Annotated in this window: 13 protein-coding genes and 1 tRNA gene; 6 read left to right on the forward strand and 8 right to left on the reverse strand. The window is 57.9% G+C overall.

Going from position 1 to position 11,110, the window contains the following annotated elements; genetic code table 11:
* Positions 1–55: 55 nt before the first annotated feature.
* From V6S97_RS00685 to V6S97_RS00700, 4 genes are all read right to left on the reverse strand, one after another.
* The gene (locus V6S97_RS00685) at positions 56–229 is read right to left on the reverse strand and encodes a hypothetical protein (protein WP_003509979.1); all 174 of its coding nucleotides are present in this window, start codon (positions 227–229) and stop codon (positions 56–58) included.
* A 10-nt stretch (positions 230–239) separates the two neighbouring features.
* Positions 240–422 carry a hypothetical protein gene (locus tag V6S97_RS00690; RefSeq protein WP_020809511.1) on the reverse strand — a complete coding sequence of 61 codons (183 nt, stop codon included), beginning with the start codon at positions 420–422 and terminating at the stop codon, positions 240–242.
* 158 nt (positions 423–580) lie between these two features.
* Positions 581–1,177, reverse strand: coding sequence for a hypothetical protein (locus V6S97_RS00695; protein ID WP_334425890.1), 597 nt, complete (start codon positions 1,175–1,177; stop codon positions 581–583).
* Positions 1,178–1,315: 138 nt separating this feature from the next.
* Positions 1,316–1,654: a DUF2147 domain-containing protein gene (locus tag V6S97_RS00700; protein WP_003509976.1), complete on the reverse strand. Its 339-nt coding sequence runs from the start codon at positions 1,652–1,654 to the stop codon at positions 1,316–1,318.
* A 603-nt stretch (positions 1,655–2,257) separates the two neighbouring features.
* Between V6S97_RS00700 and V6S97_RS00705 the strand changes: the two genes are divergently transcribed.
* The gene (locus tag V6S97_RS00705) at positions 2,258–2,521 is read left to right on the forward strand and encodes an SEL1-like repeat protein (protein WP_003509974.1); all 264 of its coding nucleotides are present in this window, start codon (positions 2,258–2,260) and stop codon (positions 2,519–2,521) included.
* Between the two features lie 305 nt (positions 2,522–2,826).
* Here V6S97_RS00705 and V6S97_RS00710 read toward each other — a convergent pair whose 3' ends face one another.
* Positions 2,827–3,939: a pyridoxal phosphate-dependent aminotransferase gene (locus tag V6S97_RS00710; protein ID WP_060723988.1), complete on the reverse strand. Its 1,113-nt coding sequence runs from the start codon at positions 3,937–3,939 to the stop codon at positions 2,827–2,829.
* 157 nt (positions 3,940–4,096) lie between these two features.
* Positions 4,097–4,444, reverse strand: coding sequence for a hypothetical protein (locus V6S97_RS00715; protein WP_020809747.1), 348 nt, complete (start codon positions 4,442–4,444; stop codon positions 4,097–4,099).
* Between the two features lie 327 nt (positions 4,445–4,771).
* Here V6S97_RS00715 and V6S97_RS00720 point away from each other — a divergent pair, with 327 nt between their 5' ends.
* Positions 4,772–5,989 (forward strand): NAD(P)/FAD-dependent oxidoreductase, encoded by a 1,218-nt coding sequence (locus tag V6S97_RS00720; RefSeq protein WP_065694919.1) that lies wholly within the window; start codon positions 4,772–4,774, stop codon positions 5,987–5,989.
* A gap of 7 nt (positions 5,990–5,996) precedes the next feature.
* Positions 5,997–6,797 (forward strand): aldolase/citrate lyase family protein, encoded by an 801-nt coding sequence (locus tag V6S97_RS00725; protein WP_020009756.1) that lies wholly within the window; start codon positions 5,997–5,999, stop codon positions 6,795–6,797.
* A gap of 1 nt (position 6,798) precedes the next feature.
* Here the strand turns inward: V6S97_RS00725 and V6S97_RS00730 are convergent, their stop codons facing one another.
* Together V6S97_RS00730 and V6S97_RS00735 are read right to left on the reverse strand one after the other, a co-directional pair.
* Entirely contained in the window at positions 6,799–6,975 is a 177-nt protein-coding gene (locus V6S97_RS00730; protein WP_162993007.1) for a hypothetical protein, read from the reverse strand.
* A gap of 89 nt (positions 6,976–7,064) precedes the next feature.
* A complete protein-coding gene (locus tag V6S97_RS00735) occupies positions 7,065–7,406 on the reverse strand; it encodes a hypothetical protein (protein WP_003509967.1) in 342 nt (113 codons plus the stop codon).
* A 163-nt stretch (positions 7,407–7,569) separates the two neighbouring features.
* Here V6S97_RS00735 and V6S97_RS00740 point away from each other — a divergent pair.
* From V6S97_RS00740 to V6S97_RS00750, 3 genes are all read left to right on the forward strand, one after another.
* A tRNA-Ser gene (locus tag V6S97_RS00740) sits at positions 7,570–7,660 on the forward strand.
* A gap of 693 nt (positions 7,661–8,353) precedes the next feature.
* Complete coding sequence (locus V6S97_RS00745) at positions 8,354–9,439, forward strand: porin (protein ID WP_003509965.1); 1,086 nt, start codon at positions 8,354–8,356, stop codon at positions 9,437–9,439.
* A gap of 581 nt (positions 9,440–10,020) precedes the next feature.
* Positions 10,021–11,085 (forward strand): porin, encoded by a 1,065-nt coding sequence (locus V6S97_RS00750; RefSeq protein WP_003509963.1) that lies wholly within the window; start codon positions 10,021–10,023, stop codon positions 11,083–11,085.
* Positions 11,086–11,110 lie beyond the last annotated feature (25 nt).

Raw genomic sequence — 11,110 nt, forward strand, 5'->3', positions numbered from 1 at the left:
AGAAACTGAAAAGAAACGGAAAAAGCGGCTGGAGCAATATTGGGGCGGCGGAAACTCAGCCGAGCGCGCCGCGCTGAAGGCTCATCAGGAGCACGAAACCGGCGCCCTTGGAGGCGGGGCGGGGATCGGCCTTGTAAACCGCAAGTCCGGCCACCGGACCAAGAAAGATCGAGGCCATCAGCACCAGTCTCAGTGCGGAAAACAGGCCGTTGGAAAAGCTTGTCGTCATCGGCCGGTCCTCAAAGTACGACGGGGCAATTGGCGGCGGGCGACGGGCTGTGCTGGCAGGCAATTGCTGCACCGGCATTCACACGCTGGAAACTGCGGTTCGGATTAACGACGAGCGAGGCGAAGGACATGGCGAAGATCGCCATGAGAAACGCGAAGATTGCCAGTCGGCTGATCAGCTTTGCCATGTCCATTCCCCTTTATTGGAGTTGATGGACAGAGTTTTGCCACACTCGGACTGAACGGACCCTGAGACCCCGGTTCATATGGTGTTCAGGGATGTTAACGGGTGGTGACATGGTGGATTGGCACGCAATGGCGCTGGGCATCTCGCGGACCACCCGCTTTTCGATCAGGACAGAGGGGCCTCCGCGCGTGCCGCAAGATCGGTCAGCAGGGTCTCGAATGCCCGAGGCTGGGTCACATTGACAACCGGCAAGTGGTGTTCCTGCGCGGATGCCAGCATATCGGTGTTTTCCCGCAACGAACGCTCGATGAAAGCGTCCATGATCCGCCGCCTGTCGGCCGTTGCGTCTTCATATTGCGCGTGAGAACGCATTCTCTCGAGAAGAAAATCATTGCCGGCATGGAGAAAGACACCGGCGACCGTGCTGCCGAGCAGCGGCGATATCAATTCCGGCCGCAGGGCCGCGCCCTCGAAGATTGCAGGATTGCCGGTGCCCGACCTGCTGTCGATCATCGTGCGGATCAGCGGCCAGATGTTCTGATGATGTATCTTCAGAAACCAGTGGATCGTTTCCGGCGAGAGCTGTGAGTAATATTCCTCCACCGGTGCCGGAATGCCCGGCCAGGGCCTTCCCGGATGGCGGGCGAGACTGTCGGTCGATATTGCCTCGCAGCGCAGTCTTTCGCTCAGCAGGCCGGCAAGGGTGCTTTTGCCGACATGGGAGGTGCCCGCGATCAGGATTGTCGAAAGGGTGGGGCGCATGCGTTGCTCTCGTAGGGATATACGGCTTCCATGCGGCGTCTGTCCGCAATTTCGGGCGCGATCCTTGGGCAGCGCACCGCGCCGTCAGGCGCGGGACCGCAGGCGGGAGGACAGAAAGCCCACCCGCCGCCTTGTCGATTACAGCCGTGTCCAGGTCTGTGATTTGCACAGAACCTTCAGCACGCAGCCCTTCATGCTCAGCGAGTTGCCGGAAACGGTGCCGGAGCCGCTATAGGTCTTGTCATTGGCGGGATCGGTGATTTCGCCGGAATAGCTGTTTCCCTTGCCGGCAAGCTTGCCGATCTGTTTTCCGGCGTGTTTGCCGGTCTTCAGCGTTACGCAGAAGGCGCCGCCGCAGGGGCCGATCACGGCGGTTTCGCCGCTGGCCGTCTTCCAATTGCCTTCGATCGCCTCGCCGGCAAAGGCAAGGTTGCCGCTCAGCATGAGGGCGGCGGCAATCGTCATCATACGCTTCATAAAATTCCTCCCGAAATTCGCGCAGGCTTTCCTGGGCCGGACAGGCCCGAAGAGGCGATGCGCAGATCAAACCCATTTGGCATGCGAATGCACCATTTCTGGCCCAAAGCCGCCCTGCGGCGCAACGATTGCTCCTCACACCGCAATATCCTTTGCCCGTTTCATCCTCATGACGGGCAGCGCGGATAGTATTTGACGTTCACGTAAAAGGAAACAGAAATTTGTGGCCGCGGCGCGGCATTTGCAGCAGCGGGAGGAGCGAAAAAGGGAGAATTCGAAAACCGCTGTTTTGATCGTGGTGAAGGAAGGGTTTAAATCCATTTCTAAAGTTTTCGTAAAATTCGCCGCAAAGTCCTTAATTTCCGCGGCTCGTGATATTTAACAAAAACCCAATTTTACCAATCGTTTGCAGTTTGTTTGCGGCCCATTAATCATGCCTTTTAAGCGACCGTTGAAAGCCCCGTGGCATAGTGAACTCATCAAAAGCGCAGGGAAAACCTGCCGGACGAAAGGACAAAAAAGCCGCAAAAGACGGCGGGTCCGGACGGTAGCCTCGACAAGAAGGCGAATGATGAAACAGGTAGAAAGACAGGGATTAAAACAATGGCACGCTTTGACATCAGCGATATCGAAATGGCTGCCGGTGGCGAAACCCGCGCCGACACTCTTTGCAATCTCGGCCTGGTCTATGCGACCGGCCGGGGCTGCAAGGTGGACCTGATCGCAGCGCATAAATGGCTCAACATCGCCGCGATCCGCGGATCGGAAAGAGCCGCTTCGCTCCGCGCTGATCTCGCCCGCAACATGACGAAATCGGAACTCGCCGAAGCGCTGCGCGCCGCCCGCGACTGGATGACGATGCACTGATTTACCCAAGCCATTATTGAGATTTCCGGTCCGGTTCCCTCCAGTCCCGACGACCGGTCAAAACGAAAGTAAACCCGAAGGGGAACGCGGCGAGGGCTTTGAAAAGGGCTTTTGCGCTGACACATCAAACCGCGACCGGCAGGAACAAGGCCGGCGCGGTTTTCTTATGTCTGGTGAGCTCTCGTTGCCAGAAAATGATTCCTGGGCAGGGGTTTGCGGGAGGATGTTGAATCGATGCGCGCATTGTGCGGACTTTCCAACCCTCATTCCTGTGACGAGCACAGGAATGAGGGTGGGTTGGGAACTTACCCGATCGCCTTGAGAACCTTCGGCAGCGCCTGTTCGAAAAGATCAAGCTTGTCATCCGGCCCCACGCTCACGCGGATGCAGCGGTTGAGCGGCGCAACACCCGGCATGCGGATGAACACACCATGCTCCATCAACCCATCGACGATGGCGCGGGCGTAAGCACCATCGCGGTGGCAATCGATGGTGACGAAATTGGTGGCGGAGGGGAGCGGTGAAAGGCCGTTCTCGCGGGCGATTACCGAAATCCGCTCGCGGGCCGCGGAGATTTTGCCAACGACTTCATGCAGATAGGCCTGGTCCTTCAGCGCCGCCAAGGCGCCGGCGACCGAAATGCGCGCCATGCCGAAATGGTTGCGGATCTTGTCGAAGGCTTCGACATTGCCGAGCGTGCCGATGGCGTAACCCACGCGCGCGCCGGCGAGTCCATAGGCTTTCGAGAAGGTGCGCATGCGCAGGATGTTCGGCTGGCCGATCAGCGCATCGATGGCCGGAACGGCGCTCGCGGGCGCGGTCTCGCAATAGGCTTCGTCCAGAATGAGCAGGCAGGTTTCCGGCAATGCGCGGGCAAAGGCAACCACCTCGCTCGCTTCCCACCAGCTTCCCATCGGATTATCAGGGTTGGCGAAATAGACCAGCGGCGCATTTTCCCTGTTAACGAGGTCGAGAAGACCGTCGAGGTCTTCGTGATCGTCGACATAGGGCGTGGTGACGAGCCTCCCGCCAAAACCGTTTACATGGTAATTGAAAGTGGGATAGCCGCCAAACGAGGTGACGACGGGCGTGCCCGGCTCGACGATCAGCCTGGCGATCTCGCCCAGCAAGCCATCAACCCCGCTGCCGATGGCAATATTGCCGCGTGCAACGCCGTGGTGAATGGCAAGCGCTTCCTTCAACTCGAAATTTTCCGGATCGCTATACATCCAGGTTTCCGCTGCCGCATCGCGCATGGCCAGCAGCACGGAAGGGGCGGGGCCGAAGCCGCTTTCGTTTGCGCCGATTCGCGCCTCCACCTTCAAACCGCGGTTCCGCTCGATGGCCTCGGGGCCGACGAAGGGAACGGTGGAAGGAAGTGAGACGGCAAGTGGTGTAAGGCGTGAAAAAGCGGACATTGGCTGAAAGTTCCGGTACCTGTGTTTAAAACCCGGCTCACAATAGGTGCAAAAAAACCGGACGCAAGGCGCGGCCGGTTGCGGCATGGCTGTTTTGGAACAGAATTTTTCGTCGCGAAGAAGGGATGGAAAAAACCATCGGCCTGTCGTGACAAGGTCAGACGCTGGTCTCGAAGCTCAGGCGCCGCACATGGTGCAGGAATTCCGCATCGATCAGCATGTTGAAGCCGATCGTGGCCTTTTCTTCCTCGCGGCGGATCAGCGTGCAGCCGATCTCGTCGCGGATGCCCAGAATTTCCAGATAGAAATTGGCCGGCATTTCCAGATCGGGGCTGACATCCAGCTCGGCGCCGTAGAGGGAAATGGTCCGCACCAGGCAGCGCATGGTGTCCTTGGCGCTGAGATGATGCCCGATGAAGGTGATCTTGCCGGGCCGGTCGATCTGAAATTTCTCGTACATCTCGTCCTGTGGGACGTTCTGACTGATATCCATATGTAAAGCCATGACAACCTCCCGGATTGCCTCTTTCGTGCCGATTTTAACGCCGCTTCCTTGCCAGGGCATGAAGGAAATGCGCGCAATTATCTCTAGTGTGTGTCGATCTCGACCAATCTTCCGTCGGGGAAGCCGATGTTTCCACTATGGAAATGCGTTCGGTCCCATCAGGTTGCAGTCGTGCCGCAGCCTGTGCTGATAATGCGTCATGCTTGCACCGGGCTGGCGTTGCTGCGCGGTTGACTGGGGCCGTACTTGGCGTTACGCCTGATCCGGTAATATGGCTTCGCGAGGGTCGGCAGGATCGGCGCTTCGTGGTTGTTCTGGGAGTGAACTGTGACGGGAAGGCTGGTAATCGTCGGGGCGGGGCAGGCCGCTTTCGCGCTGGCGTCGAAGCTTCGGGCGCTGAAGGACGAGCGCCCCATCACCATCATCGGTTCCGAGGATGCCTATCCTTACCAGCGTCCGCCGCTATCCAAAAAATACCTTCTCGGTGAGATGAGTTTCGACCGGCTGATGTTCCGCCCGGAGGAATGGTACGCCGAAAACAATGTCGATATTCGGCTTTCCACCTGGGTGGAGGAGATAGACCGAGCTGAAAAAACCGTGCGCATGCAGGATGGCAGCACGCTTTCTTATGACAGGCTGGTCCTGGCAACCGGGGCCGCACCCCGCCTGCTGCCCGCCAGCATCGGCGGTGATCTCGAAGGCGTCCTGACGGTTCGCGACAAGCGCGACGCCAACCGGCTGATGGAGGAGATGAAGCCCGGCCGCAGGCTGCTGGTGATCGGCGGCGGTTATATCGGCCTTGAAGCGGCCGCCGTCGCCCGCAAGCTCGGCCTCGAGGTGACCTTGATCGAGATGGCCGACCGCATTCTGCAGCGCGTGGCGGCGAAAGAAACCGCCGATATCATGCGCGGCATCCATCAGGCCCATGGCGTTTCCATCCGCGAAAAGACCGGCCTTGTGCGCCTTGTCGGCATGGAAGGCCGGGTGGCCGCTGCCGAACTCTCCGACGGCTCTATGCTTGATGTCGATTTCGTCATCGTCGGCATCGGCGTGACGCCGAATGACCGCCTTGCCCGCGAATCGGGCCTCGATGTCGGCAATGGCATCGTGGTGGACGACCATACCCGCACATCCGACAGCGCCATTCATGCGGTGGGCGATTGCGCGCTGCTGCCGTGGCGAGGCCAGCACGTGCGTCTCGAATCGGTACAGAATGCGGTCGATCAGGCGGAGGCGACCGCTGCCGTGCTCACCGGGGCTGAAACCGCCTATGATCCGAAACCGTGGTTCTGGTCGGATCAATATGACGCCAAGCTGCAGATTGCCGGCTTCAACCTGGGTTACGACGAGACGGTGCTCCGGCCCGGTGCGCGCGAAGGCAGCTGGTCCGTCTGGTATTTCCGCGATGGACGATTCGTCGCCGTCGATGCCGTCAATGACGCCAAGGCCTATGTTGCCGGCAAGAAACTGCTCGATACCGGCGCGGAGCCGGATCGCGCCATCCTGGCGGACTTCTCCGCCGATCTGAAATTACTGCTTTCCTGAGGATATCATGCCTGCTCCCGAAAACCGTTTCAAAACCGCCATCCATGCCGGCAAGCCGCAGATCGGCCTCTGGCTCGATATGGGTGAGGCCATCACGGCGGAAATCGCCGGTACGGCGGGGTTCGACTGGCTGGTGATCGACGGCGAGCATGGGCCTAACGATCTGCGCAGCATCATCGACCAGCTGCGTGCCCTTGCCACATCACCTGCCGAACCCGTGGTGCGCGTGCCGGTCGGCGAAAGCTGGATGATCAAGCAGCTTCTGGATGCGGGTGCGCGCACGCTTCTTGTGCCGATGGTTGATTCCGCTGCCCAGGCCACGGATCTGGTCAGCGCCATGCATTATCCGCCGCGCGGTATTCGCGGCATGGGCGCGGCCGTTGCCCGTGCTTCCGCTTTCAACACGATAACCGACTATGCCGACAGCGCCTCCGATAGCGTCTGCCTGCTGGTGCAGGCCGAAACGCGCGCGGCGATCAACGATCTCGATAATATTCTCGCGGTGGAGGGCGTGGACGGCGTCTTCATCGGCCCGGCGGATCTGGCCGCGGATATGGGTTATCTCGGCCGCATAGACGAGCCGGAAGTGCAGGCGGTGATTGAGGCGGCCATCGTCAAGATCGTCAAGGCGGGCAAGGCTGCCGGCATTCTCACCTTTAACGAAACCTATAATCGCCGTTATCTCGAACTCGGCGCGTCCTTCGTCGCCGTCGGGGCGGATGTCACGGAATTCGCCAACACCCTGCGTGCGCTGTCGGCCCGTTACAAGGGCGGAGCAGCGCCTGCGCCATCGCGGTCGGGATATTAATTCAGTCGTCGTTGCTGGCGTTCAGCTTTTCCGGCGGAATACCTTCTTCGCCGGAGGCGAGATAACCGCTATTGATAAGGGCGGCGCGAATGATGCGCTGGATGGCCTCATCCCTGTCTATGCCGTGATCCCTCGCAAAATCCGACAAAGCCGTTTCAAGATCGTCGCTGAACCGCATATCCGCCCCCATTCATTACATTTCAAACCCATACGAAAAGGCAAGGCAGGGTTGACCCGCCTTGCCTGAATTTTAATTCCATGCAGCGATTAGCGCCAGCGATAAAGGCTGCTGTTCGACGAGTTCTGCTGTGTGCTTGTGCCGACGGCATAACCGATGGCAAAACCGAGTGCGCCAACGATCGTCAGCAGGGAGGTTGCCGTACCGGGATTTTCCTTGACAGCTTCCACGACATTCTGGCCCTGGGCGCGTACATTATGCGCGGCCTTGCGGACGCGTCCGCGCGCCTCATCCAGAAATTCGGATGCATCCTCGCTCACCCCTTCCGCGCGGGCGGATACGGATTTGGAGAGGGATGCGATCTGCGAACGCAACTCCGCAATCTGGTTTTCGATCGTGTCTTCGACAACATTCAGTTTGGTCTGAGCCATTAGAACACCTCTTTTGTTACCGAAGGCAGAACGTACGGTCGGTCAAGAAGTTCCCGAATTGCCCGCAAAGTTTCGCGGGGACGATGTTCAGCCAACAGGTTTTTGTGCTTCTTGGCGAAAAAGCCTTGCAATCATTTTTTTTACGCAATAATCAGGCCGCACCGGAGAGGTGGCCGAGTGGTCGAAGGCGCTCCCCTGCTAAGGGAGTATACGTCAAAAGCGTATCGTGGGTTCGAATCCCATCCTCTCCGCCACTTTGGCACAGACCGGAAACTTCAGCCCTACATATCCCTCAGCTCCAAATCATAGCCGACCCGCGCTTCGTGCTTCGGTGCGCGACAGCCATGTCGACCTCGCACCATGAAGCCGCAGACGTCCGCGCTCTTCAGGTTTCGATTATGGAAGAAACGAGCGAATCAAGAGACTTGGTGGTGTCGACTTCAATATCGTACCGGCAGTATCGTAACCAGCGCTGAGCAAGCGCGTCGAATCGTTGCGCGAGGAATCGGTGGCAGACGGCATGGTTTTCTATCCTTTCTCCGTGAGCGCCGTGGCGGCATGTCAGGTTAAGGGGTATGAGGAAGCAAAAATTTCCATCATCCTTGCCCAGCAAGGCAAGGCTTCGCCGAAAAGGCCGGTAGTTTAGAAAGACCTTGTTAACCTCGCTAACTAACGGATTTTCAAGCAATTTCTTAACGCATGGTAAAGCTGTCTGCCGGCCGGGTGCGCACTGTGTGTTGTTTCCGCAACAAACCGAAATGAAGCATATACGTAAATGCTATTTATCGGATGTTGGCGATTGCAAGCGGCGAAACCTTTTGTATTTTCACCACCAGAAGCGAGGCGGTGGATCGTTTGGCTTCTAAGAACACGGGAATGGGGCAGGGAATGCTGTCCTTCAGCGAAAGTACCCAGACCCACTTAAAAACTTTGACTGGAGGTCAACCATGAACATCAAGAGCCTTCTTATCGGCTCCGCTGCGGCTCTCGCAGCAGTATCCGGCGCTCACGCTGCCGACGCTATCGTCGCTGCTGAGCCTGAGCCCCTGGAATACGTTCGCGTTTGCGACGCTTTCGGCACCGGCTTCTTCTACATCCCCGGCACGGAAACCTGCCTGAAGTTCTCGGGTTACATCCGTTTCCAGACTGACTTCGGCCGCAACAAGTCCGGCACGTCTGATTGGGATTCGTTCACCCGCGCTCAGTTCGATATCGACACCCGCACCGACACCGAACTCGGCGCTCTGCGCGGCTTCATCGGCTTCCGTGGTCAGGCTGACAACGACTCTGACCGTGGCGTTGTTGTTGACCAGGCTTTCATCGAGCTCGGCGGCCTGAAGGTTGGTTACTACTACAACTGGTGGGATGACGGTCTCTCTGGTGAAGTCGATATCCTGTCTTCCAACTTCACCCGTCTGAACGCTATCCGTTACACATACGATGCAGGTTCCTTCTACGCTGGCGTAGCTGTTGAAGAACTCGAAAACGTTGTTGTCGGCGGTTCTTCCACGAATATCTTCGGCGTAAACAACCTTGGCGTTACCAACGTCGTCGCTAACGAGCCGAACAACAACGTTGGCATCAGCGCGATCATCGGTGCAAACTTCGGCGCCGTTAAGGCTAACCTGCTTGGCGGTTACGACACCGACGCTGAAAACGGTGCTATCCGTGCAATCGTGACGGCTGACATCGGCCCGGGCACCCTCGGCCTCTCCGGCGTATGGGCATCTGGCGCTAACGCGTACTATGAAGAGTCCGAGTGGACTGTTGCCGCTGAATACGCAATCAAGGCAACCGACAAGCTGACCATCACCCCCGGCGTTCAGTACTTCAGCACGCTTGATCTGGACGTTGATGGCGACTGGGTTGGTGACCGCGATGCATGGCGCGCTGGCGTAGCTGTTGGCTACAAGATCACCTCTGGTCTCTCGACGCTCGTTTCGGTTAACTACCAGGACGTCGACGGCACCGAAGGTGTTAACGGCGGTGGCGACCAGTGGACTGGTTTCGTTCGCCTTCAGCGCACGTTCTAATCTGATCTGACATTGTCAGTGATGGAAAGCCCGGCAGAAATGTCGGGCTTTTTTTGTTTGAGCAAGCATCGGAATGCCGACTACGGCACCAAGGCAGTATCGCGCTTGGATCGTGCTCGGCCCCTTCACGTAAATAGCTGCAGCAACCCTCGGTGATTCGCGATCAGAGGCAGATCAAGTTGGGAGCCGCAAGAGTTGCCCCCAAGATTGATTGGTTGCATCGAAGAAGGTCTGATTTGCAGCCTTGGCAATCGTCTTTTGGACAATTTCTCATGGCCCGGTTGTGTCAGGATTTTGGAGGATGGATTGGTTTCGGGCGGCCGGGCTGGCATTTCCGCTCGTTAACCACTTGAAAGGCATTGTTTATTAACGGTTTTTTAAGAAATGAGGGCCCGTCGATTAGAATTGTAGCTATTTCGCAACAATGAAAAACTAAGGACACCTTACTGTCTTCCTTCTGTCACGATTACCGTTGCCTCTCCGTCCGGTTTTGGCTCTAATCATCTTCATAAGCGGCACGCATTCCTGAGTGCTTTCCCACCCGCTGCTTAGAAGATTAAGCGTTTGACTGGAGGTCAACCATGAACATCAAGAGCCTTCTCATCGGCTCCGCTGCAGCTCTCGCAGCAGTATCCGGCGCTCACGCTGCCGACGCTATCGTCGCTGCTGAGCCTGAGCCCCTGGAATACGTTCGCGTTTGCGACGCTTTCGGCACCGGCTTCTTCTACATCCCCGGCACGGAAACCTGCCTGAAGTTCGACGGTTACATCCGTTTCCAGACCGACTTCGGTCGCGACAAGTCCGGCACCTCTGACTGGAACTCGTTCACCCGCGCTCAGTTCAACATCGACACCCGCACCGATACCGAGCTTGGCGCTCTGCGTGGTTACATCGGTCTGCGTGGCGAAGCCGACAACGACGCTGATCGTGGCGTTAATGTCGATCAGGCTTTCATCGAACTTGGCGGCCTGAAGGTCGGTTACATGTACACCTGGTGGGATGATGATCTCTCCGGCGAAACCGATATCCTGTCTTCGAACTCCACCCGTGCAAACGCTCTGCGTTACACCTACGATGCCGGCTCCTTCTACGCAGGTATTTCGGTTGAAGAGCTGGAAACTGAGCTGGACGACGTTTCGAACCTCGGCATTGCCAAGGGCGGCTTCATCGAAGGCCCGAACAACGTTGGTATCAGCGGTATCATCGGTGCCAAGTTCGGCGCTGTCAGCGCAAACCTGCTCGGCTCCTATGACACCGACCAGGAAAACGGTGCACTCCGTGCAATCGTAACGGCTGACATCGGTCCGGGCACGTTTGGTCTTTCCGGTGCATGGGCTTCCGGCGCGAACTCTTACTACGAAGAGTCCGAGTGGACGGTTGCTGCTGAATACGCAATCAAGGCAACTGACAAGCTGACCATCACCCCCGGTGCACAGTACTTCGGTACGGTTGATATCGGTGCTGACAACGACTTCGTTGGCGACCGCGACGCATGGCGCGCTGGTGTGACGCTTGACTACCAGATCACGCAGGGCCTTGCCACGAAGATTGCTGTTAACTACCAGGACGTCGATGGCACCGAAGGTGTTGACAGCGGTGCTGGCGAGCAGTGGACTGGTTTCTTCCGCCTTCAGCGCACGTTCTAATCTGATCTGACATTGTCAGTGATGG

Origin of the sequence: Agrobacterium sp. CCNWLW155 (assembly GCF_036888815.1) — a bacterium.
Lineage (GTDB): Bacteria > Pseudomonadota > Alphaproteobacteria > Rhizobiales > Rhizobiaceae > Agrobacterium > Agrobacterium radiobacter.

Bases quoted from the DNA above. Each gene is read 5' to 3' on its own strand.
- V6S97_RS00715 (WP_020809747.1), bottom strand. From the start codon at position 4,444: ATGGCTTTACATATGGATATCAGTCAGAACGTCCCACAGGACGAGATG.
- V6S97_RS00745 (WP_003509965.1), top strand. From the start codon at position 8,354: ATGAACATCAAGAGCCTTCTTATCGGCTCCGCTGCGGCTCTCGCAGCA.
- V6S97_RS00730 (WP_162993007.1), bottom strand. From the start codon at position 6,975: ATGCGGTTCAGCGACGATCTTGAAACGGCTTTGTCGGATTTTGCGAGG.
- V6S97_RS00700 (WP_003509976.1), bottom strand. From the start codon at position 1,654: ATGAAGCGTATGATGACGATTGCCGCCGCCCTCATGCTGAGCGGCAAC.
- V6S97_RS00690 (WP_020809511.1), bottom strand. From the start codon at position 422: ATGGACATGGCAAAGCTGATCAGCCGACTGGCAATCTTCGCGTTTCTC.
- V6S97_RS00695 (WP_334425890.1), bottom strand. From the start codon at position 1,177: ATGCGCCCCACCCTTTCGACAATCCTGATCGCGGGCACCTCCCATGTC.
- V6S97_RS00685 (WP_003509979.1), bottom strand. From the start codon at position 229: ATGACGACAAGCTTTTCCAACGGCCTGTTTTCCGCACTGAGACTGGTG.
- V6S97_RS00735 (WP_003509967.1), bottom strand. From the start codon at position 7,406: ATGGCTCAGACCAAACTGAATGTTGTCGAAGACACGATCGAAAACCAG.
- V6S97_RS00725 (WP_020009756.1), top strand. From the start codon at position 5,997: ATGCCTGCTCCCGAAAACCGTTTCAAAACCGCCATCCATGCCGGCAAG.
- V6S97_RS00710 (WP_060723988.1), bottom strand. From the start codon at position 3,939: ATGTCCGCTTTTTCACGCCTTACACCACTTGCCGTCTCACTTCCTTCC.
- V6S97_RS00750 (WP_003509963.1), top strand. From the start codon at position 10,021: ATGAACATCAAGAGCCTTCTCATCGGCTCCGCTGCAGCTCTCGCAGCA.
- V6S97_RS00705 (WP_003509974.1), top strand. From the start codon at position 2,258: ATGGCACGCTTTGACATCAGCGATATCGAAATGGCTGCCGGTGGCGAA.